The organism is Eubacterium segne, from assembly GCF_014287775.1.
GTDB classification, from domain to species: domain Bacteria; phylum Bacillota; class Clostridia; order Lachnospirales; family Lachnospiraceae; genus Eubacterium_G; species Eubacterium_G segne.
This window is the reverse complement of the sequence record NZ_JACOOZ010000001.1, coordinates 413244-435566: the sequence shown is the minus strand read 5'-3', so window position 1 is coordinate 435566 and position 22323 is coordinate 413244. Positions and strand designations below refer to the sequence as shown.

General features: G+C 36.3%; 19 protein-coding genes and 2 tRNA genes. 15 read left to right on the top strand and 6 right to left on the bottom strand.

Translation table 11 applies throughout. The features are described from left to right. The 6 genes from H8S00_RS02100 (at position 1) to H8S00_RS02075 (ending at position 8046) form a co-directional block, all read left to right on the top strand. A complete protein-coding gene (locus tag H8S00_RS02100) occupies positions 1-258 on the top strand; it encodes an FtsB family cell division protein (protein ID WP_021952158.1) in 258 nt (85 codons plus the stop codon). Between the two features lie 155 nt (positions 259-413). Continuing rightward, complete coding sequence (locus H8S00_RS02095) at positions 414-2135, top strand: SpoIIE family protein phosphatase (protein ID WP_021952159.1); 1722 nt, start codon at positions 414-416, stop codon at positions 2133-2135. A gap of 134 nt (positions 2136-2269) precedes the next feature. After that, positions 2270-3628 (top strand): tRNA lysidine(34) synthetase TilS, encoded by a 1359-nt coding sequence (gene tilS / locus H8S00_RS02090; RefSeq protein ID WP_118589231.1) that lies wholly within the window; start codon positions 2270-2272, stop codon positions 3626-3628. A 4-nt stretch (positions 3629-3632) separates the two neighbouring features. Beyond that, positions 3633-4157 (top strand): hypoxanthine phosphoribosyltransferase, encoded by a 525-nt coding sequence (gene hpt, locus H8S00_RS02085; protein ID WP_021952161.1) that lies wholly within the window; start codon positions 3633-3635, stop codon positions 4155-4157. Between the two features lie 19 nt (positions 4158-4176). Beyond that, on the top strand, positions 4177-6000 hold the full coding sequence (gene ftsH, locus H8S00_RS02080) for an ATP-dependent zinc metalloprotease FtsH (RefSeq protein WP_243053051.1): 1824 nt from the start codon (positions 4177-4179) through the stop codon (positions 5998-6000). An 18-nt stretch (positions 6001-6018) separates the two neighbouring features. Then, positions 6019-8046: an alpha-glycosidase gene (locus H8S00_RS02075; protein WP_118589232.1), complete on the top strand. Its 2028-nt coding sequence runs from the start codon at positions 6019-6021 to the stop codon at positions 8044-8046. Between the two features lie 54 nt (positions 8047-8100). On the opposite strand, the gene H8S00_RS02070 is transcribed toward H8S00_RS02075, so the two are convergent. From H8S00_RS02070 to srtB (H8S00_RS02060), 3 genes are all read right to left on the bottom strand, one after another. Then, complete coding sequence (locus tag H8S00_RS02070; RefSeq protein WP_118589233.1) at positions 8101-8358, bottom strand: hypothetical protein; 258 nt, start codon at positions 8356-8358, stop codon at positions 8101-8103. 98 nt (positions 8359-8456) lie between these two features. Continuing rightward, the gene (locus tag H8S00_RS02065) at positions 8457-9860 is read right to left on the bottom strand and encodes an LCP family protein (protein ID WP_118589234.1); all 1404 of its coding nucleotides are present in this window, start codon (positions 9858-9860) and stop codon (positions 8457-8459) included. Beyond that, entirely contained in the window at positions 9844-10605 is a 762-nt protein-coding gene (srtB, locus tag H8S00_RS02060) for a class B sortase (RefSeq protein ID WP_021952166.1), read from the bottom strand. Before srtB (H8S00_RS02060) ends, H8S00_RS02065 begins: the two co-directional genes overlap by 17 nt. 184 nt (positions 10606-10789) lie before the next feature. Between srtB (H8S00_RS02060) and H8S00_RS02055 the strand changes: the two genes are divergently transcribed. Together H8S00_RS02055 and H8S00_RS02050 are read left to right on the top strand one after the other, a co-directional pair. Next, positions 10790-10871: transfer RNA gene (locus H8S00_RS02055), tRNA-Tyr, on the top strand. Between the two features lie 29 nt (positions 10872-10900). Beyond that, positions 10901-10984, top strand: a tRNA-Leu gene (locus H8S00_RS02050). A 187-nt stretch (positions 10985-11171) separates the two neighbouring features. Here H8S00_RS02050 and H8S00_RS02045 read toward each other — a convergent pair. The 3 genes from H8S00_RS02045 to srtB (H8S00_RS02035) form a co-directional block, all read right to left on the bottom strand. Then, the gene (locus H8S00_RS02045; protein WP_158576837.1) at positions 11172-11699 is read right to left on the bottom strand and encodes a X2-like carbohydrate binding domain-containing protein; all 528 of its coding nucleotides are present in this window, start codon (positions 11697-11699) and stop codon (positions 11172-11174) included. A gap of 72 nt (positions 11700-11771) precedes the next feature. Continuing rightward, positions 11772-13058 (bottom strand): LCP family protein, encoded by a 1287-nt coding sequence (locus H8S00_RS02040; protein WP_186839900.1) that lies wholly within the window; start codon positions 13056-13058, stop codon positions 11772-11774. After that, positions 13042-13806 carry a class B sortase gene (gene srtB / locus H8S00_RS02035; RefSeq protein WP_158576835.1) on the bottom strand — a complete coding sequence of 255 codons (765 nt, stop codon included), beginning with the start codon at positions 13804-13806 and terminating at the stop codon, positions 13042-13044. Before srtB (H8S00_RS02035) ends, H8S00_RS02040 begins: the two co-directional genes overlap by 17 nt. 153 nt (positions 13807-13959) lie before the next feature. Here srtB (H8S00_RS02035) and rpiB point away from each other — a divergent pair, with 153 nt between their 5' ends. From rpiB to H8S00_RS02000, 7 genes are all read left to right on the top strand, one after another. Then, a complete protein-coding gene (rpiB, locus tag H8S00_RS02030; RefSeq protein ID WP_021952170.1) occupies positions 13960-14424 on the top strand; it encodes a ribose 5-phosphate isomerase B in 465 nt (154 codons plus the stop codon). Positions 14425-14573: 149 nt separating this feature from the next. Continuing rightward, positions 14574-16160 carry a sodium:solute symporter family protein gene (locus H8S00_RS02025; protein WP_021952171.1) on the top strand — a complete coding sequence of 529 codons (1587 nt, stop codon included), beginning with the start codon at positions 14574-14576 and terminating at the stop codon, positions 16158-16160. 318 nt (positions 16161-16478) lie between these two features. Continuing rightward, positions 16479-18206 carry an indolepyruvate ferredoxin oxidoreductase subunit alpha gene (gene iorA / locus H8S00_RS02020; protein WP_347497899.1) on the top strand — a complete coding sequence of 576 codons (1728 nt, stop codon included), beginning with the start codon at positions 16479-16481 and terminating at the stop codon, positions 18204-18206. A 2-nt stretch (positions 18207-18208) separates the two neighbouring features. Further along, positions 18209-18781: an indolepyruvate oxidoreductase subunit beta gene (locus H8S00_RS02015; protein WP_021952173.1), complete on the top strand. Its 573-nt coding sequence runs from the start codon at positions 18209-18211 to the stop codon at positions 18779-18781. A gap of 17 nt (positions 18782-18798) precedes the next feature. Then, a complete protein-coding gene (locus H8S00_RS02010; RefSeq protein ID WP_118589238.1) occupies positions 18799-19632 on the top strand; it encodes an amidohydrolase family protein in 834 nt (277 codons plus the stop codon). Positions 19633-19698: 66 nt separating this feature from the next. Beyond that, complete coding sequence (locus tag H8S00_RS02005; protein ID WP_021952175.1) at positions 19699-21333, top strand: class I adenylate-forming enzyme family protein; 1635 nt, start codon at positions 19699-19701, stop codon at positions 21331-21333. A 413-nt stretch (positions 21334-21746) separates the two neighbouring features. Continuing rightward, complete coding sequence (locus H8S00_RS02000; RefSeq protein ID WP_118589239.1) at positions 21747-22280, top strand: helix-turn-helix domain-containing protein; 534 nt, start codon at positions 21747-21749, stop codon at positions 22278-22280. Positions 22281-22323: the final 43 nt, after the last annotated feature.

Below are 22323 nucleotides of genomic sequence, written 5' to 3'. Positions count from 1 at the left end.
ATGATACTTTCCATATCTTTTGTGGTAGTTGCTTTTTGTATAGTAATGGGCATACAAATGTACAACCAGTACAAAACCTTAAATGAACTAAAAGCACAGGAAAGCAAGCTACAGAAGAAGTATGAAAAGGAATTACAGCTGTCAGAGGAACTAAAGGAAAGAGAAGAATATGTAAAGACTGACAGTTATATAGAAGAGATGGCAAGGAAGTTAGGATTGCTTTATCCTAATGAGGTTATTATTAAGCCGGAAGAATAAATTAAAAGGTTTCGAGGATGTTACTAATTAGCAGTCCTTGGAACCTTTTTAAGTTGATGTCGAAAATTATAAGGATTATCAGCCTTTATTTTGACAAAAAAAAACTTTGACAGGGGGTATACTTTCTTGTGTAAAAAATAAGCAAGGAGGGAGTAATGAGCCGAAAAATACTCAAATTATTTTTTCTACTAATGATAGGAGTGGGAACCTGCATAGTCCCAATGCTTGGATTTTTTCCTATAGCAGAAAGCTACTACAGTGCGCTATGCATAGTAAAATTTTTACCTTTTGTGGCATGGCCCATAATGGTAGTTACTATATTTAAGTGGGGGGGATTATTAGCAGCAATAAAATATGGAACAATGATGGCAACAACAGGCTTGTGTGTAAGCGGATATAAAAAAGGAGTGGCCGAATACAATCCATATATTGCGGCGGTAATAGTATCTATAGTAGCAACGGCTGTGGAAGCAATGGACTGGGCTATGAATGGAATGGTTAAGCGGGAGTTATATGGATTAGTTCCTATAGTAATGCTTACATGGTCAACCACCATAATATTTACATACTTTGTAAAAAAGGTTATGTATTATTACCCAAGAGACAAAAATTATCCCGGAGATTACAAGAATCTGGAAAATGAAAAGAATGAGGGAATGATAAGAACATCTGAGGCTTTTAAAAGTCTGGCAACGGAAATAAAGAAAATGTCAGCCTTTGAGCGGAATCAGGAAATTCCTATGGAGGGGGTAATTGAGAGAGAAATTGAAGGAAATATATGCAGAGGGTGTGAAAATGGGCAGATACAGTATTTGGAAAGGGCCAGATTGAATTATCTTTGGTACAACAAAATGTTGGAAACCAGGGAGGCAATGGCGATACAGCTAAATGAAATGGCAAAACTTTTGGAGTATTATACCAAACCCATGTATGATGAAACAAAGGTTTTGTTTGGAATGAATGACTATTTAAAGCATAAGCTAAGAGAAAGAAAAATACTTACCAGAAAAATATCCATTAATGAAAATGGAAAAGGACGGCTGGAGGTTCGCATGATGGCAAAGAAAAGGGCTAAAGGAGACATAAAAGTAGAATTAATGGAAAATGTTGTGTCTGAAGCCTTAGGAAAGAAAATGCGGGCATCTAAGGAGAACATAATGGATTTAAGAGAGGATTTTAGTCAGTATTGTTTCTTTGAGGAAGTTAATTTTATGACAATTAGCGGAACAGCAAGAAGAACAAGGGAAGATGAAGAATGTTCCGGGGATAACTTTACAGTGATGGAAATGAATACGGGACAGACATTTATGAGTATATGTGATGGGATGGGCTCAGGAAAGAAAGCCAAACAATACAGTGAGATGATAATTGATATGCTTGAACATTTGTCTGAAAGCGGTTTTTCTGAAAGTACGTCACTTAAACTGATTAATTCAATACTTCTTGCAGGAAATCAGTGGCAGGAGCCTACTGCGGTGGATATGGCATTAATAGACCAGTATTCCGGTATTTGTCAGTTTCTAAAACTGGGTGCGGCGTGCACATATATTAAAAGAGGAAGCTGGGTGGAATGTATCAAATCCACATCCCTTCCCATGGGAGTGTTTCAGGAGGTGGATGTAGAGGCAATAACAAAAAAATTATATGATGGAGATTTTGTAATAATGATTTCGGATGGCATTGTGGATGCCCTGAAATGTGAAGATAAGGAGGAGGCAATGGGACGTTTGATTATGGAAATAAATACTTCAAGTCCAAGAGAAATGGCATTACATATTTTAAGCAGGACACTGGCAATGACAGATGGAATCCCGAAGGATGACATGACGGTGCTTTGTACCGGAATATGGGAAAAAATTGGAGGAGGAGGAAACTAAATGAACGAAGTTCATTTATGGGAATGTTTCCGACGAATTGCCGCTGACCGAAGGGAGGGGGCGTTACATTATGGAGGAAACTAAATGAACTATATATATTTGACAGAAAAACCACCATAAAGTATATTAGAAATATGGTTGAAAAGGTTTTTAAATTTATAAAAGAAAATAGAATATTTGACAGTGGAGACAGCGTCATACTGGGAGTTTCAGGAGGCGCTGACTCCATTTGTATGCTTACAGTTTTATGTAAACTAAAACATAGATTAAATCTTAAACTTTATGTGGTACATGTTAATCACGGAATAAGGGGAGGGGATGCCCTGGAAGACGAAAACTTTGTGAAAGAATTTTGTGAAAAGGAAAATCTCTCTTTTTTTCCATACCATATTAATGTGCCTGAAATAGTAAAGAAAACCGGTATGTCGGAGGAGGAAGCCGGCAGAAGGGAAAGATACAGAATTTTTTATGAGCTGGCAAATGAACTAAAGTCTGATAAAATCGCAGTGGCACACAATTTAAATGACAATAGTGAAACAATACTGTTTAATATGTTCAGAGGCACGGGAATTAAGGGAATGACAGGCATTCCGGTACAAAGAGACAAGATTGTGAGACCGCTTCTTTGTGTAACAAGGGCAGAAATTGAAGCATATTTAGACAGTTTAAACATTAGTTATTGTATGGATATAACAAATAAATCTACAGAATATACAAGAAATAAAATCCGATTGGAGCTTTTGCCCTATATAAAAGAAAATATAAATAAAAAAGCTGAATATAATATTGTAAATGCGGCTGAAAAATTAAGTGAAATTAATGATTATATGGAGCAGCAGGTTGATGCAGAATATAAAAAATATGTAAAGGGTAATTTAATTTTAAATGAGGGAGAATTTCTCCATCCCGCTGTTAAAAATCAGGTTATAAGGCGGGTTATTGAAAATCAGGCAGGCTGCCTTAAGGACATAATGGATGTTCATGTAAGGGACGTTGCCACATTATTTAAAAGTCAGGTTTCAAAAAAAATAAATCTTCCATATAATCTTATTGCAGTAAAGGAATATGACGGAGTTATAATAAAAAAAGCTGAAAATAAACAGCAGGATTTCAAGGAAAAAGTCCTAATTGATAAGGGCAGGATTTTTAAAGACGACACAGTAGAAATTGTTAGTGAAAATAATGGATTTAACAGGGAAAATATAAAGGAATTAGTATATACGAAATGGCTTGATTATGATAAAATAGATAAGTTAATTCTGAGAACAAGAGCTAAGGGTGATTACATTGTAATTGATGATAACGGCAGGAAGAAAAAACTCAAGGAATATTTTATTAATGAAAAAATAAAAAAAGAGGATAGAGATACCATGCCGCTGTTAGCTGACGGAAACCATATTGTGTGGATTCCGGGATATAGAATCAGTGCATATTATAAGGTTACACCGGAAACAAAGAACATTATAAGAATAAATTATAAAAATAAGGAGTAATACTATGAGACACAAAATAGCAGAGTACATTAGTGAGGAAAAGTTAGACAAAAGAATCAGGGAACTGGCAGCTCAGATAAGTAAGGATTATGCCAAAAAGGAAATAAGATTAATTTGCATTTTAAAGGGAAGTGTTTTTTATACATGTGAACTGGCAAAGAGAATAACAGTTCCGGTAACACTGGATTTTATGAGTGTTTCAAGCTACGGCTCAGGAACTGAAAGCTCAGGAACCATTACAATTAAAAAGGATTTAGATGAAAGCATTGAAGGTCTTGATGTTATTGTTGTGGAAGACATAATTGACTCAGGAAATACATTAAGCAGACTTATTCCTATGTTAAAAGAGAGAAAGCCTGCAAGTCTTAAGGTTACTACATTGTTAGATAAGCCGGATAGAAGAGAAGTAGATGACGTAAACGTTGATTACGTAGGATTTGAAATTGAAGACAAATTCGTAGTAGGCTATGGTCTTGATTACGATCAGAGCTACAGGGATTTACCATATATTGGAATAGTAGAATTATAATACATTTAAGGAGGCAGATTTGAACACATTAAAAAGGGGTAGTCTTTCAAAGATATATATTGTGGTTCTGATATTAGTTATTGGATACGTACTTTATAATATCGGTGGAAGTCTTATAACCAGCGACTATAAATACAAAGATTTCTTAAATGACATGAAAAATAAAAATGTCAGTGAAATCACCATAAAACAGAATAAGGAAATTCCTACAGGAAAGATTATTGTTAAATTAAAAAATGACGAGACAAAAAGTATTTATGTTTCAGATGTAAATAAAGTATCTGATGATATTGAGGAAATCAACAATAATGTTGGAACAGACATCCGACCTTATTTAGAGGATGTAAGCAGGGACAGCATTTTTCTTACAACTGTTTTGCCAATGATTCTTTTAGGAGTTGTGGTATTAATTGTTTTTATGATGATGAACGCCAACGCTAATGGTGGCGGTGGTAAAATGGCTAACTTTGGAAAAAGCCGTGCAAAGATGGTTATTGATATCAAAAACATGGATTTCTCAAAGGTTGCCGGTTTAGAAGAAGAAAAAGAGGAATTGGAAGAAATAGTTGACTTCCTTAAGAATCCTAAAAAATACATTGATCTTGGGGCAAGAATCCCTAAGGGTGTACTTTTAGAGGGACCTCCGGGAACAGGTAAAACTCTTTTGGCTAAAGCAACTGCAGGAGAGGCAAAGGTTCCGTTTTTCACTATTTCAGGTTCTGATTTTGTGGAAATGTTTGTAGGTGTAGGTGCATCACGAGTAAGAGATTTATTTGCGGAAGCAAAGAAAAATGCACCATGTATTGTATTTATTGACGAAATTGATGCCGTTGCAAGACGACGTGGAACAGGTATGGGTGGTGGACACGATGAACGTGAGCAGACACTTAACCAGATGTTAGTTGAAATGGATGGTTTTGGTGTTAACGAGGGAATTATCGTTATGGCTGCAACAAACCGTGTGGACATATTAGATCCGGCTATTTTAAGACCGGGACGTTTTGACAGAAAAGTTATGGTTGGAAGACCTGACGTTAAAGGAAGAAAAGAGATTTTGGAAGTTCATGCCAAGAATAAGCCTATTGGTGACGATGTTGATTTACAGCAGATAGCACAGATCACATCAGGATTTACGGGAGCTGATCTGGAAAATCTTTTAAATGAAGCTTCAATTCTTGCTGCCAAGGAAGGAAAGGCATTTCTTACCCAGGAAGAAATTAATAAGGCAATGATTAAAGTTGGAATTGGTAAGGAAAAGAGAAGCAAAATTATATCTGAAAAAGAAAAGAGAATTACTGCATACCATGAATCAGGTCATGCAATTCTTTTCCATGTACTTCCGGATGTGGGACCTGTTCATACAGTTTCCATTATTCCTACAGGTGCAGGGGCAGCAGGTTACACTATGCCTCTTCCGGGAAAAGACGAAATGTTCTTAACAAGAGGAAAAATGATTCAGGATATTATGGTAAGTTTAGGCGGACGTATTGCTGAAGAACTTATTTTAGATGATGTTACAACAGGTGCATCTCAGGATATTAAGCAGGCTACGGCTACGGCAAAAGCCATGGTTACTAAATACGGATTTTCAGAGAAGCTTGGACTTATTAATTACGATGACGATTCAGATGATGTATTTATCGGAAGAGATTTGGCACATTCAAAGGGATATGGGGAAAATACTGCATCAGCTATTGATCAGGAAGTCCGTGACATTGTAGAAGATTGCTACGAAAAGGCTAAAGCAATAATAAAAGATTATATGGAACAGCTTCATGCTTCTGCAAATCTCTTAATGGAGAAGGAAAAAATCGGTCAGGAAGAATTTGAGGCATTATTCTAGAAAAGAAGGTTTTATAAGATGAACAGACGGAAAGAAGCTTTATTTCACGATGGAACACAAAGGTTTTTAAGATATGACGAAGAAAAAGGCATATATACATTTGTTCTTAGAACGGCAGCAGGGGAAGTAAATGAGGCTTTTTTATGTATTAGAAATACAGAAATGAGGATGTGTTGTGAAAAGCATGAAGGAAGTTTCGACTATTTCAGCGTAAGTCTTGCGTTGCCGGAAAAACTGGTGAGATACCATTTTAAGGTAGCGGATAGTCGTAAGATTTTATTTTATGATGCATCAGGTGCAAGTGAGTATTGTTCAAATGAGTGGGAGTTTGAGTTTACTCCCGGATTTACCACACCGGATTGGGCAAAGGGTGCAGTAATGTACCAGATTATGGTTGACCGTTTTTGCAATGGGGATAAGTCCAACGATGTGGTAAATGATGAGTATATATATATTGGACGGGGTGTGTCCCATGTGGATAACTGGAGCGAGCCTTCGGCAGTAGATGGGACACGGCAGTTTTATGGAGGAGATTTTCAAGGGGTAATAGACAAACTTGATTATTTAAGCAAATTAGGAATTGAGGTAATATATTTTAATCCTATTTTTGTTTCGCCTTCTAATCACAAGTATGATATTCAGGATTATGACTTTGTTGACCCTCATTTTGGAAAAATAGTAAATGACGGTGGGGGTACAGTAGCCCATTATGCATCAAATAATTTTTCTGCAGATAAGTACAAAATCAGAACAACTGATTTAGAAAATCTTGCGGAAAGTAATAAATTATTTATTAAACTGGTAAAAAAAGCCCATGAAAAGGGAATAAAAGTAATTATAGACGGTGTTTTCAACCACTGCGGTTCATTTAATAAATGGATGGACAGAGAGGGAATATATCGGGGAAATAAAAATTACCACCCGGGAGCCTATGAATCTAAGGATAGCCCTTACAGTTCCTTTTTCAAATTTGGAAATGAAAGCTGGCCGGATAACGGAAGTTATGAGGGCTGGTGGGGATTTGACACATTGCCAAAGCTTAACTATGAGGAAAGCGAAAAACTATGTGAATATATTCTTAACATAGGTAGAAAATGGGTATCACCTCCTTATAATGTAGACGGCTGGAGATTGGATGTGGCAGCGGATTTAGGACATAGCGAGGAGTTTAACCATCAGTTTTGGAGAAAGTTTAGAAAAGCCGTAAAAGAGGCAAATCCTAATGCAATTATTTTGGCGGAGCATTATGGTGATGCAAATGCATGGCTGAGGGGAGACCAGTGGGATACGGTAATGAACTATGACGGATTTATGGATCCTGTATCATGGTTTCTTACAGGTGTGGATAAGCATTCTGATAATTCAAATCCTTCGATGCTGGGAAATGCTGAGGCTTTTAATCATGCCATAAAGTATTTTTTATCAAGACTTCAGACGGAATCGTCGTTAGTTGCCATGAACGAATTGTCTAATCATGACCATTCAAGGTTTTTAACAAGAACTAACAAAATGGTAGGTCGTGTGGCAACATCCGGAACAAAAGCGGCACAGGAGAATATCAACGAAGCCATTTTTAAGCAGGGTGTAATAATGCAGATGACTCTTCCGGGAGCACCAACCTTGTATTACGGTGACGAGGCGGGAGTCTGTGGATGGACTGATCCGGATAACAGAAGAACCTACCCATGGGGGAAAGAAAATCTGGAAATAATGGAATTTTACAGAGAAGCAATTGCCCTTCACAGACATAATAAAGTGCTAAAAACAGGTTCCTACAAACCACTTGCAAGTAACCAAGATCTAGTATGTTATGGACGTTTTGATGATAAGGATGCTGTGGTCACTGCCATAAATACTTCTAATGGTGATATGGAGATAAATATTCCGGTTCTAATTCTTGGAAAGGAAGATGATACAGTATGGGAGAGACTTATAGAGACGTCAAGAGAGTTCTATAACTGTGGAAGGATAAAAACAGCTCAGGAAGACGGACATATTCATATACGTGTTCCCGGTCAAAGTGCAGTTGTGTACAGAAGTATATAATATAAAAAATAGTTCCAACAAAATGTTGGAACTATTTTTTATATTAAAATTAAATTATTCAGCCTCTGAAAATTTCTTCTTTGATACTAATGCAACGCCGGCTGCTGAAACAACAGCAACAAAACCTAAAGCAATGTTAGCACCTGTTTTTGGTGATGTCTGTGAAGTGTTTCCACCACCACCGTTACCTGTTGTAACTTCCTCATCAGTTGGGATAACAGTTGCTGATGGGCTTACAGCTGCGAAACAGTTTACTGAAAATGCAAAAGTCAATATCAATGTAGCTAATAAAGCAAGTAAATTCTTTTTCATAAGTTTAACCTCCATAACTAAAATCTTTCTAATATCTTATACCATTATACATTAATGAAATTAAAAATCAAATATTTTTTATAACAAAACTAAATCTATTATTTGATTTTATTATAATATATATCAAGTATCTTTTCAAAAAAGTCGTTTTTGTCTAACTTAAACTCAGCAGAAGCATCCCCTGTTACCATTTTATATTCACCTTTGGTGGTTATCATGTTAAGTCCTGAATAGTTAGTGGCAAGGGATGATGCCAAATAAGTCATAATATTAGGATTTATGTTGGTAACCGTGTATTCAGAACTATCCTGATAAAGCTTAAGTGGCAAAGTAAAGTCATCCTTTATCGCGGGCACAATCTGAGAAGTAAAGGAATTAAGATATAGCCTCTGACATGACATACGTCTTAGGTTGTCATCAAGCAGGGTTGTATCCCTGTGTCGTACAAACTCCTCTGTTAAATCACCTTTTAAGGTAATGGATTGTCCCTTTGTAAAGCTTCCAAAAGTATACTCAGGTGTTACCGTAACCCCACCAATATCGTCATTTATTACTTTAATAGCAGAAAGGTCGATAGCATAGTAAGCATTAATTGGAATGTTGTATATTAATCTTTCCACGGCAGTAACCTGATTTTCCGCACTGGTGGTTTTACCGTCGCCATAAGCATAAGCAAGACAAATTTGTTTTGTTTCTGTATCGTAATATTTGCCGGCAGCATTGTATCTGATAACCTCTGACATGGTATCTCTGTTTAAACACAGAACTTTAATATGTCCGTTAGAGGTATCATATGTTAATAAATAAAGTGCATCCGCCTGACCGGCTGTTGCTGCTACTGCATCGTCTACTAATTTACGTTTGTCGATACCCATAAACAGTATACTTGCAATATTATCATTAAATTCATATGTATGACCATTGTAATAAACAATACGTCCATTATTTTCGTAATCAATATCCTTAGGGAAACTCATATTAACATTGTCATAGTTAAGAAGTTTTTTCTGACCTAAATATCTCATTACGAAAAATGTTACTACAATTCCCAGAATAACACACAGTAAAAAGATTAATATGCCAAGAAAAATCTTCTTCTTTTTGCTCATGCGTTTTTTCTTATTATTTGTTTTGCTGTTTCCTCTTGAAAGATGCCCCTTATTAAATTTGTGATTATCACTTGAATGAGATATATCAGAAGCTTTATCATCTGATTCCCCGGATGAATGAGAACGATGGTGATGTCTGTGCTTGTAATTTCTTTCAATTGTATCCCAATCAACCTCAAAAGTTTCACCATCGCCATTATCATGAATTACATCGGTATTGTGATGATAATGTTGGTGATGATGGTGTGAGGAGTGAGCATCACTAACCTCTTTTTCAGTACTACTTTCTTCTTTGTCTAAATTGTGGGAAACAGTGTTATCTGTATTATCCCCGGCATTGCTTAAATTTTCTAAATCTTTGTCCTCAGTTAAAGAATTAATTGGTTTGCTCATCCTTAATTAAAACCCCCTGTACTAAATATCGTGTATTTTCAGCACCATTGGTGCAAGTGCTAAGTGTTATTATTTTACTGTTTATATCAAGAGACACTTTCCTGATATTTTTTGAAAGAGAATTCGGATTTGTGGTATATTCAAAATATTTTTTTAGAACTTTTTTGTCGCTAAGCTTAAAGGCATTAAGAATATGTCTGTCATCGTATACATAAGCTGCATAAATTTTATAGGTTAAACGGTGATTTGGCATATAAATATAGATATATTTGTTTTTCTTAAAAAACTTAGCATCTTCAAATTTATGAAGTGACTTAAACATAGAACCGTTAAGCATATTATGCCCGTATAATACGGTTACAGGGTCGGAATAATCCTTTGCATTTTGCTTTTCCGTATAAATAGCACCGGCAAATTCGTTTTCCCTGTTTACATTATGGTTAAGATAAAAGTCATCAGATAAATTTTTACCCGGCTGTACTACAGGATAATCAACGTTAGTGTTAGGAATATATATCCATGAATAAACGTCGGAATTTTTTTCCTGCAACTTAACCCAGTTTATATTGTGATTTTCTACGGTATTAACCAAAGTGGCAGTATTCGTTTCTGTTTCAGGATTAATGTATTCTGCGGAATTTCCACCGTCACTTAGAAAGTAGGAAATGATTTTATAACCGCAAATTACACAAACAATAACTGCTACAATAAAGGTTACACCCCAAAATAATTTTTTCTTATTCATTTTGTAGTATTGTTCTCCTATATTTGCCTCTGGATTATAAACAGTATAGTATCAATATAGCTTTGTGTCAAAGATTAAAATGAAAAAGAAAAAGATTTGGTGAATATAATGGAAATAATTTGGAATATGTAATAAATGTTGTTGCACTTTTTTAAGTAATGTGATATAAATATATATTGTGAATGGGCAGATTCCCGAGTGGCCAAAGGGGACAGACTGTAAATCTGCTGCAACTTGCTTCGGTGGTTCGAATCCACCTCTGCCCATTATATTAATGATTATTTCATTAATAAACGCCGGCGTGGCGGAACTGGCAGACGCGCAGGACTTAAAATCCTGTTGTGGCAACACAGTACCGGTTCGATTCCGGTCGCCGGCATAAGAAAACCTTTCGTTATGATAATCATGACGAAAGGTTTTTTTACGTGTAAGGCAGAATTCTGTTATTAAACTAAGTTGTTGAAAAAATGAAGTATCATATAAAATTATTTACCGGGGCATTTACAAAAACAAAAAAACAGTGAAGCCATGAACACTTCACTGTTTTTGATTTAAGTATGAATCAATTATTCTGTAATTCTTTTTCTTCCTAAAAGCATAATTCCAAGGAATAAAGCTGAAATTAATGCTACAGGAATAAGAACATAATTGCCATTGTCAGCTGTCTTTGGTGAAACACTTTTATTGTTAGGTGCTACAGTTTCGCCGTTTTCAGAAATATAGAAATCGCAGCTTGCTGTACCTATACTTGTTTTAACTGTAAGTGTGTGTTTACCACATGAAAGACTTGCTAAAAAGTCAGCTGATAAAATAATTTTATTATTCTTTACAACATAATCTGATGCATCAAGTACCTTACCATCAACATAAATAGTTGTATTCTTATCAAGCTTAACGTTTGTTACAAAAGTAAGACCTTTCTTATCACCCTTTGACCAATTGCCATCCTTATCGCTAGCCGGTTTAACTGTAACAGTCTGTGATGTTGTCGGCTTGATAGGTTTCTCTGTTGGACTCGGAAGAGCAAAACAGTTAGCAGAAAAAGCAAATGTTAAAACTAAAGTAATAAACAAAGCAATAAACTTTCTTTTCATAAGTAGACCTCCCATATACAAAATTTGATACTATTAAGTAATTATACAATAAATCAACAAAAAAGCAACATATTAACGAGTTTTTATATAATAAATATCTAATATTTTCTCGAATAAATCAGTTTTATTGATTTTATACTCAGCAAACCGGTCATCTTTCTTCTCTACATACTTGCCTTTAATGGAAGTAATGTTAAGCCCGGAATAGTTAGTTGCCAGAGTCGATGCCAAATATACCATAATATTGGCATCTAAATTTGTTACTGTGTACTTTGATGAATCTTTGTACAATTTTAGCGGAACGTTAATATCTTTTTTTAATGATGGCAAAAGCTGACTGACAAAACTGTTAAGGTACAGCTTCTGGCAACTCATACGTCGTAGGTTGTCATCTAACAGATTTGTATTTCTGTATCTTACAAACTGTTCGGCAGTTTCACCTTTCAGAGTAATTTTTTGCCCTTTGGTGAAGGAGGAAAAGGTGTACTCAGGTGTTAACGTGACACCACCGATATCATCATTTAATATTTTAAGGGATGAAAAATCAATGGCGTAGTATGTATTAATTGGAATGTTGTAAATAAAACGTTCCACTGCCATAGCCTGATTTTTGGCACTTAATTCTTTTCCGTCTCCATATGCATAAGCAAGACATAACTGTTTAGTCGCCGTATCATAATAATTACCTTCACTGTCATATCTGCTGATATCAGTCATAATATCACGGTTAAGGGCTAAAACCTTAATTTTTCCGGTGGAAATATTATAGGTCATAAGATACAGGGCATCGGCCTGTCCTGCTGTAGATGGAACGGCATCATCTTTAAACTCATCATGGTCAACACCCATAAACAAAATACTTGCAATGTTACTGTTAAACTCGTAAGTGTGTCCCTTGTATTCTATGGTTTTGCCGTCGCCTTCAATATCGTCATAGTTAATATCCTCAGGAAGAGTAAGGGCAACTGCCTCATTTCCCAGTAAGGATTTTTTGCCTAAATAATGCATTACTCCAAAAGTAGTTAAAAGTGCAAGAATTAAAAATAAAATCACCAAGAGCAATATAACGAAGAATTTTTTCTTCCTGCTCCATTTTTTCTTTTTCTTAGAGCCACTTTTTCTACTAGAGGAGTGGCTATGATGATGGTGACCGGAATGATGCCCACGCCCTGGATGGTGGGAGCCACTGGAGTGATGTCCGCAACCTGAGTGGTGACTGCTGTGATGTTCGCCTTTGGAGGTAACCTGTTCATCTTCTAAATTAGTGGCACTATTACCTGAATCAGCCTGCTTATCATCTGAATAATCATCAGGCACTAATTCTATATTGCTATATAAATCGTTACTTTGTCTGCTCATCTTTAATTAATACTCCTTGTACTAAATATCGTGTGTTTGCGGCACCGTTAGTGCAGGTGCTAAGAGTCAGTACCTTACTGTCGGTGTTTAAATCCACCTTACGGGTATTTTTTGTAAGGGATTGTGGATTTTGGGTAGACTTTAAATATTTTTTAAATATCTTTTTATCTTCAAAATTAAATGAATTTAATATATGTCTGTCATCGTATACATACGCCGAATATATCTTATAGGTAAGTTTACGTTTTTCCGTATATATGTAAATAAATTTATTTTTTTTGAAAAATTTAGCATCTTCAAAACTGTGGAGAGTTTTAAACATAGAACCATTTTTCATGTTATGACCATAAATAACCGTCACAGGGTCAGAAAAATCCTTTCTGTTGGCACGCTCTGAAAAAATGGCACCGGCTATGTCAGGCTTCTTGTCTATGTTATGGTCTAGGTAAAGAGTGTCAGACTCATAAACTGAAGACTGAACAATGGGATAATCCACATTAGTGTTTGGAATGTAAATCCATGCGTATATATCATCGTTGGCTTTCTTAAGGGATGACCATTTAATACCATGATTATCAGCCATGGAATCACTTTCACTTTCCTTTGTTATAGTGGATGTTTCTTCAATATATTTATCAACATTGCCACCGTTGTCAAAAAAAATAGAGATTATTTTGTATCCGGAAAAAATCAATATGATTAGAAAAAAAACAAAAAAAATCCCCCAAAGAAGTTTTTTAATTTTCATATTTAAACAGCGCTCCCTCATTTAACATTGTATTGTATTAATAGTATATAACTTATGAAAAGAAAATCAAGCATTCCATTATGGATTTGACATATAATACCGTACTGGTTAAAATGAAAATACAAATATATTATTAAAAAAGAGGAAAATAAAATGAAAATTGGATTTGGATGCGACCATGCAGCAATTGATTTGAAAAATGAATTGTTGAAATATATGGAAGAAAAAGGATATGAATGTGTTGATTACGGAACTAATTACGATGAAAACGGTGAAATAATTAAATGCGATTATCCAAGTAAGGGTCAGGAAGTAGGAGAAGCAGTAGTTTCTAAGGAAGTTGATTACGGTGTACTTATTTGTGGAACGGGAATTGGAATATCCATGAGTGCCAATAAGGTTCCGGGAGTAAGAGCAGCTGTTTGCAGCGAGCCTTATTCAGCAAAGCTTACAAAACAGCATAATAATGCTAATATTATAGCTTTTGGTGCCCGTGTAGTTGGAACTGAACTGGCAAAGATGATTCTTGATGAGTTTTTCGGAACTGAATTTGAAGGCGGAAGACATGCAAGAAGGGTGGATATGATAACAGATATTGAAAAGAAATACAGTAAGTAGTTTAGGAACTGCCTGTTGACAAAACCAGTTGTTGACAAGCAGTTTCTTTTTTTATATAATTGCTTTACTACTTTAAAGCGTAACGGTTTAAAGTTCAACGCTTTAAAGCCACGGAAATATATTCACATAATAATTTGGAGGGAATTAAAATGACAACAGTTACATTATGTTCCATTATGCTGGTAGTGTTTTTTGCCATAATGATATTTGTGGGATTTTACACCAGAAGACACACAACAGACGTAAATGGATTTGTTCTTGGAGGACGTTCGGTAGGCCCATGGCTTACAGCATTTGCCTTTGGTACTTCATACTTCTCAGCGGTTATTTTCGTTGGATATGCAGGACAGTTTGGATGGAATTTTGGACTGGCTTCCACATGGGCAGGTCTTGGAAATGCCTTTATTGGTTCACTTCTTGCATGGAACGTATTAGGAAGAAGAACAAGAGTTATGACACAGCATATTGATGCAAAAACCATGCCTGATTTCTTTGGTAAGAGATTTAACTCAACACCACTTAAGGTGGCTGCATCAATTATAGTATTTATATTCTTAATTCCATATACATCATCATTGTATAACGGATTGTCCAGCTTGTTTGGTCTGGTTTTTGATATTCCATACTGGGTAGTTATTGCAGTAATGGCAGTGCTTACCGGTGTATATGTAATATTTGGCGGATATATGGCAACAGCCATTAATGATTTTATTCAGGGCATTATCATGCTGTTTGGTATTTGTGCTGTTATAGGTGCAGTTCTTGTAGATAATGGCGGTTTGGTTAATGCAACAAAAAATCTTTCAGCTATCACAGGAGATGCAGGATGGCAGGGAGCTTATTCATCATTTTTAGGACCTGATCCATTGGCACTTTTATTTGTAGTAGTTCTTACATCCCTTGGAACATGGGGACTTCCACAAATGGTAGGAAAATTTTATGCCATTAAAAGTGAAAAAGATATACATAAGGGAACTGTAATTTCTACAGTATTTGCCATTATTGTAGCCGGAGGCTGCTACTTCTTAGGTGGATTTGGAAGATTGTACAGTGATAAAATAACCATTAATGAAGCTACAGGAAAGCCTTTATTTGACACTATTATTCCTACCATGCTTTCTACATTACCTTCTATTGTAATTGCAGTGGTTATTGTACTTGTATTGTCTGCATCAATGTCAACCCTTTCTTCACTGGTACTTACATCAAGTTCAACATTTACTTTAGACGTTATAAAGCCGGCATGCAAAAAGGAAATTACAGAAAAGAAACAGGTTACGTTAATGAGATTGCTTATTGTGTTCTTTATCCTTGTTTCAGCAGTTATAGCTATATTTAAGGATGCACATCCGGAAGTTACATTTATTGCACAGATGATGGGTGTTTCATGGGGAGCTCTTGCAGGGGCATTTTTGGCACCATTCCTTTATGGTTTATACTGGAAGGGCATTACAAAAACAGCTACAGTAGTTTGTTACATCTGGGGGTGCTCCATTGCAGTTATCCAGCTTATAATAACTTTGGCAGGAATAGATATTACAGGCTGGGGGACAGTTCTTGGTTATGTATTTAAGTCATCAATTAATTCAGGTGTTATAGCCATGGTAGGTGGACTTATAATCGTTCCTATAATCAGCCTGTTTACAAAGAAGCAAAGTGATAAGGAACTTGACGAAATCTTTGAATGTTACAATGAAAAAACAGAAACAACAGCTAAAGAGCATTTAAAGCAGTAGTAAATAATAGGATATGAGATTTTCTGATTTTTTAATAATAAGCAAATTTGAAATTAAATTAGCGGGAATGTGTGTCGCTATATCACTTATATTTTTGTTGTTGATAGCTGTGAAGATAGTAAAAGCTGTGGGAAATTTAATATACGTGATTCCCGCATTAGAAGGAATAGCCTTTTTACAGATATGGTCAACTTGATACATTGACTTATAATGCAGGATAAATTATAATTAAGTTTATTACTTTAAAGCAATAAAAAGTGTTATTGCGATACATTTATTCAAGAGAGGTAGGAGAAGATATTGAGCAAGCAGACTATTATGCTAGGTAACGAAGCTATTGCCCGTGGAGCTTATGAAGCCGGAGTTAAGGTAACATCAGCTTATCCGGGAACACCTAGTACAGAGATAAGTGAAAATATTGTTAAGTATGATGGGGTTTATGCAGAATGGGCACCTAATGAAAAGGTGGCAGCGGAAGTAGCCATAGGAGCATCCATGGCAGGCTGCAGATCTATGTGTATGATGAAAATGGTAGGTCTTAATGTGGCAGCAGACCCTCTTTACTCAGGAGCGTATATTGGAGTAAATGGTGGTATGGTGGTTGTTGTAGCCGATGACCCGGGTATTTACAGCTCACAGAATGAACAGGATACAAGAATGATTGGACGTGCTTCCATGATTCCGGTTATTGAACCGTCAGACAGTGAGGAAGCAAGGGTATTTACAAAGAGAGCTTATGAGTTATCAGAGGAATACGATACACCGATTATTTTAAGAACAACTACAAGAATTGCTCATTCCCAGGGTATTGTTAATTTAGAGGATAGAGTAGAGGTTGATGATAAGCCTTACGAGAGAAATATTGCAAAGAATGTTATGATGCCTGCTAATGCCATTAAACGTCACGTTTTTGTTGAACAGCGTATGAACAGAATGGCTGAGGATGCTAATACATTAGATATTAATAAAGTAGAATATAATGACACAAAAATAGGAATTATTACAAGTGGAATACCTTATCAGTATGTTAAGGAAGTTTTACCTGAGGCTTCAGTATTGAAGCTGGGATTGGTACATCCTCTTCCAAAGAAGCTTATAAAGGATTTTGCGTCAAAGGTTGACAGACTTGTAATTGTGGAAGAGCTTGAACCTGTAATTGAAGAACAGGTTAAGGCAATGGGCATTGAATGTGACGGCAAAAATTTATTTACAATTCAGGGCGAGTACAGTGCCAATATGTTAAGAGAGAAGATTTTAGGTGAAACAATTGAGGTTAAAGCTTCAAATGAGGCTCCTGCAAGACCACCTATTCTTTGTCCGGGATGCCCTCACAGAAGTACATATTCCGTTCTTAAGAAGTTAAGAATTCATGCGGCAGGTGACATTGGATGTTACACATTAGGTGCTGTAAACCCGTTGGCAGTAGTTGATACAACTCTTTGTATGGGCTCAAGTATTTCAACTCTTCACGGCATGGAGAAGGCAAAAGGAAAAGATTACATTAAAAACTGGGTAGCCGTAATTGGTGATTCTACATTCCTTCACACAGGTGTAAATTCACTTATGAACATGGTTTATAACAAGGCTACAGGTACAGTTATTATTTTGGATAATTCAACAACAGGAATGACAGGACATCAGGATCATCCGGCAACAGGAAAAACACTAGACGGTGAGCCGGCATATGCAGTTGATCTTGTGGATTTATGTCATGCATTGGGAGTTAAACATGTTGAAGTAGTTGATGCTTTTGATGTTGATAAATTAACCAAGGTAGTTAAGGAAGAAGTTGCAAGGGATGAGGTTTCAGTTATTATTTCCCAGTCACCATGTGCACTTCTTAAGTCATTTGTTCCTAAGGGAAAATGTTATACAATACCTGAAAAATGTGTTAAATGCGGACAGTGTTTAGTTCCGGGTTGTCCTGCCATGACTAAAAAGGAAGATGGAACAGTGGCAATTGACGGAACAATGTGTAACGGCTGTGGACTTTGCATGAGCAATTGTAAGTTTGGAGCTATAGAACTTAAAAAGAAAGGAGAATAATCATGGCAGAAACAAGGAATATTATGATAGTAGGCGTTGGTGGTCAGGGTACTCTCCTTACCAGCAGAATTTTAGGGGGAATTACAGTAGCCGCAGGATATGATGTAAAATTATCAGAAGTTCACGGAATGGCACAGCGTGGAGGAAGCGTTGTAACATATGTAAGATATGGAGAAAAGGTAGCAGAGCCTATAGTGGAGGAAGGTCAGGCAGATGTACTGATTGCTTTTGAAAGATTAGAGGCTTTAAGATATGCTCACTACTTAAAAAAGGATGGGGTTATTATTGTTAATGATCAGAGAATCGACCCTATGCCTGTAGTTACGGGAGTGGCAAAATATCCTGAAAATATTATTGAAAATCTGTCAAAGGAACATAAGGTTATTTCCGTTGATGCTCAGGCTGAAGCTTTAGCCATGGGCAATCCAAGGGTTTTCAACGTTATTATTTTAGGAGTTGCTGCAAAGAGAATGGACTTCCCGAAAGAACAGTGGATTGATGTAATTAAGAAAACTGTTCCACCAAAGACTATAGATATTAACGTGGCAGCTTTTGAGAGAGGCTACGAATTTTAAATAAGAAGGAATTTGAAATGATCATTGATATTCATACCCATACATTTCCGTACAAGATAGCAGCCAGAGCCATAGAGCATATGGAAGAGGATATCGTAAGAGGTCAGGGCTTTGAGGTTAAATGTGCCAGAATCCCTACGTTTCAGGGATTATCTGACAGCACTAAAAGTGCAGGAATTGATTTGTCAGTGGTTTGCCCTGTGGCAACTAATGTTACACAACCTGAAAAAATCAACGAATTGTCAGTTAAAGCCAATGAAAAAATGGATGAAACAAAGGTGTTTAACTTTGGTGCCATTCATCCCGACTGTGAGAATTACAAGGAAATCATAGATGATATTGCGTCTATGGAGCTTAAGGCAATTAAGCTTCATCCGGATTATCAACATGTATTTTTTGATGATGAGAGATATATAAGGCTCATTGATTATGCAGCAAATAAGGGTCTGGGAATAATAGTACACGCAGGAGAGGATGTAGGTCTTCCGGATACTATTCACTGCACACCGGATATGGTTCTTAATTTGTGGAAACATATTCAGCCGGAAAAACTTATTCTGGCACATATGGGTGGATGGAGATTATGGGATGAAGTGGAAGAAAAACTGGCAGGTCTTCCATTTTATATGGATACAGCAGTAGTCTTAAACAGAAGGTTCCCTGTAAGACTTGGCAATGAGCAGTTTGTGAGAATGGTGAGAAAACACGGTGCTGACAAAATACTGTTTGGAACCGACAGCCCATGGTACGACCAGAAACAGGCTTTGGAAGACTTTGACAATACAGGACTTAATGATGATGAAAAGAAACTGATTCTTGGAGAAAATGCCAAAAGACTGTTTGGATTCTAATGTTATTTAAATGGCTGTGCACCATTACAACTAAAGGGAAATAAAGAAAGAGAGAAGGATAAATAAATGCCTATCACAGAATTATTAGAGAGAAATGCCATACAATATGCAAATGATGTGGCTCTCGTGGAAATTAATCCTGATATAAAGGAGAAAAGACGTGTTACATGGCGTGAGTACGAGTTAATCCAGCCGGATTTAAGTCAGCAGTACAGACGTGAAATAACATGGCATGTATTTAACGAAAAGGCTAACAGGGTAGCTAACCTGTTACTTAGCAGAGGCATAAGAAAAGGTGATAAAGTAGCAATTCTTATGATGAATTGCTTAGAGTGGCTGCCTATTTACTTTGGAATATTAAAAACAGGAGCATTGGCAGTGCCAATGAATTTCCGTTTTGACGAACATGAAATTAAATATTGTCTGGAGCTTTCAGAGACAGATGTTCTTTTCTTCGGGCCTGAATTTATTGGGCGTATAGAAGAAATTGTAGATGAAATAGATGAAAAGAGAATTTTGTTTTATGTAGGTGGGGATTGCCCTTCTTTTGCAGAAAATTATGATAATCTTGTTTCAAACTGTTCTTCATTGTCACCGGATATTAAAATTACCGATGAGGATGATGCGGCAATTTATTTTTCATCAGGAACAACAGGATTTCCGAAAGCTATTTTACATAATCACGAAAGCCTTATGCATGCGGCAAAGGTTGAACAGAATCATCACGGACAAACAAAGGATGACGTATTTTTGTGTATTCCGCCTCTTTATCATACAGGGGCAAAAATGCATTGGTTCGGTAGTCTTCTTACCGGTGGAAAAGCAGTTTTGTTAAAGGGTGTTACACCTAAAACTATTTTTGAAACAGTATCTAAAGAGCATTGTACTATTGTATGGCTTTTAGTGCCTTGGGCTCAGGATATTTTGCTGGCATTAGACAGAGGTGAGCTTAAAATCGAAGATTATGATTTGAAGCAGTGGAGACTTATGCATATTGGTGCTCAGCCTGTGCCTCAAAGTCTCATTAAGAGATGGAAGGAATATTTTCCACATCATCAGTACGACACCAACTATGGCTTAAGCGAATCAATTGGGCCGGGTTGTGTACATTTAGGTGTTGATAATATTGATAAGGTAGGAGCAATTGGTGTGCCGGGATATGGCTGGCAGGCTAAAATTGTTGACACTGAAGGTAATGAAGTTAATCAGGGAGACGTAGGGGAACTTATTGTTAAGGGCCCCGGGGTTATGACTTGTTACTACAACGATGAAAAAGCTACAGCTGAATGTCTTAAGGACGGATGGCTTTATACCGGAGACATGGCAGAAATGGATAAGGATGGCTTTATTTATCTTGTTGACAGAAAGAAGGACGTTATTATCAGTGGTGGTGAAAATATATATCCGGTACAGATAGAGAACTTCTTAAGCAAGCACCCTAAAATTAAGGATGTTGCCGTAATTGGACTGGCAGATGAGCGATTAGGGGAAATTTCAGCAGCCATTATTGAGTTAAATCCTGATACGGAATGTAGCGAAGAAGAAATAAATGAGTTCTGCAAGGAACTTCCAAGATATAAGAGACCTAGAAAGATTATTTTCGCCAAAGTACCTAGAAATGCTACAGGAAAGATTGAAAAGCCTAAGCTTAGGGAAATTTATCACAGCAAGAATCTGGTAGATGCACAGAACAGAGGCTAGTAGATGCTAGGTGTGCTGTAGTGATTAGACTATGGTGGTTGAATCGGAGCGGAAGCGTTATATGTCAAAAAGCAGTTGAATGTTTGAAAATGGACAATTCAACTGCTTTTTTGATGGCAAAATAACTTATTTTTCTGTGGGGGACGGTTGGAAAGTTTGAAAATGAAAAACCAACTGTCCAAAAGCAGTTGGAAGCACTAAAATTCCACGCAACTCTCCACAGGGTACCATTGAAAAACTTGAAAAGACAAATCCAACCGACCACACAATAATTTCACATCCCAAAAATAATTTCACATCCCACCACAATTATATTGACATTCCCACCATATTTTTATATAGTATTCTAGGGTTAGAAATACTAAACTTTTTGTTTAGTTTATGAAAACTAAGGAAGGTAATTAAGTTATATAATGGATATAGGAAGCAAAATAAAAGAATTAAGAATTGCCAACGGGCTGACACAGGAAGAATTGGCAGACAGGTCAGAATTGTCAAAGGGATTTATTTCACAAATGGAGAATAATCTCACATCCCCATCTATTGCCACATTAATAGATGTGTTGCAGTGTTTAGGCACGGATTTAAAGCATTTTTTTAGTGACGATGAGGACAAGCAGATAGTTTTCTCAAAGGAAGATTATTTTGAAAAAACAGATGAAGAGTTAAAAAATAATATTCAGTGGATAATACCAAATGCCCAGAAAAACATAATGGAGCCTATACTTCTTACATTAGAAGCAGGTGGAGCTACATACCCGGATAATCCCCATGAGGGAGAAGAGTTTGGGTATGTGTTGTCAGGAACGGTGCAGATAGTTTTGGGAAACCGTTCATTTAAGGCAAAAAAAGGTGAATCATTTTACTACGAGGCAAAATATAAGCATTATCTTAAATCAAAAAACGGTGCAAAAGTGTTGTGGATAAGCAGTCCACCAAGTTTTTAGATGAAAGTTTTTAGATAAAGGTTTTTAGATAAAGGTTTTTAGA

Excerpts from the sequence above, each read along its gene's own strand:
- H8S00_RS02100 (WP_021952158.1), top strand. The coding sequence starts at position 1 with ATGATACTTTCCATATCTTTTGTGGTAGTTGCTTTTTGTATAGTAATG.
- H8S00_RS02095 (WP_021952159.1), top strand. The coding sequence starts at position 414 with ATGAGCCGAAAAATACTCAAATTATTTTTTCTACTAATGATAGGAGTG.
- tilS (WP_118589231.1), top strand. The coding sequence starts at position 2,270 with ATGGTTGAAAAGGTTTTTAAATTTATAAAAGAAAATAGAATATTTGAC.
- hpt (WP_021952161.1), top strand. The coding sequence starts at position 3,633 with ATGAGACACAAAATAGCAGAGTACATTAGTGAGGAAAAGTTAGACAAA.
- H8S00_RS02075 (WP_118589232.1), top strand. The coding sequence starts at position 6,019 with ATGAACAGACGGAAAGAAGCTTTATTTCACGATGGAACACAAAGGTTT.
- H8S00_RS02070 (WP_118589233.1), bottom strand. The coding sequence starts at position 8,358 with ATGAAAAAGAATTTACTTGCTTTATTAGCTACATTGATATTGACTTTT.
- H8S00_RS02065 (WP_118589234.1), bottom strand. The coding sequence starts at position 9,860 with ATGAGCAAACCAATTAATTCTTTAACTGAGGACAAAGATTTAGAAAAT.
- srtB (WP_021952166.1), bottom strand. The coding sequence starts at position 10,605 with ATGAATAAGAAAAAATTATTTTGGGGTGTAACCTTTATTGTAGCAGTT.
- H8S00_RS02045 (WP_158576837.1), bottom strand. The coding sequence starts at position 11,699 with ATGAAAAGAAAGTTTATTGCTTTGTTTATTACTTTAGTTTTAACATTT.
- H8S00_RS02040 (WP_186839900.1), bottom strand. The coding sequence starts at position 13,058 with ATGAGCAGACAAAGTAACGATTTATATAGCAATATAGAATTAGTGCCT.
- srtB (WP_158576835.1), bottom strand. The coding sequence starts at position 13,806 with ATGAAAATTAAAAAACTTCTTTGGGGGATTTTTTTTGTTTTTTTTCTA.
- rpiB (WP_021952170.1), top strand. The coding sequence starts at position 13,960 with ATGAAAATTGGATTTGGATGCGACCATGCAGCAATTGATTTGAAAAAT.
- H8S00_RS02025 (WP_021952171.1), top strand. The coding sequence starts at position 14,574 with ATGACAACAGTTACATTATGTTCCATTATGCTGGTAGTGTTTTTTGCC.
- iorA (WP_347497899.1), top strand. The coding sequence starts at position 16,479 with ATGCTAGGTAACGAAGCTATTGCCCGTGGAGCTTATGAAGCCGGAGTT.
- H8S00_RS02015 (WP_021952173.1), top strand. The coding sequence starts at position 18,209 with ATGGCAGAAACAAGGAATATTATGATAGTAGGCGTTGGTGGTCAGGGT.
- H8S00_RS02010 (WP_118589238.1), top strand. The coding sequence starts at position 18,799 with ATGATCATTGATATTCATACCCATACATTTCCGTACAAGATAGCAGCC.
- H8S00_RS02005 (WP_021952175.1), top strand. The coding sequence starts at position 19,699 with ATGCCTATCACAGAATTATTAGAGAGAAATGCCATACAATATGCAAAT.
- H8S00_RS02000 (WP_118589239.1), top strand. The coding sequence starts at position 21,747 with ATGGATATAGGAAGCAAAATAAAAGAATTAAGAATTGCCAACGGGCTG.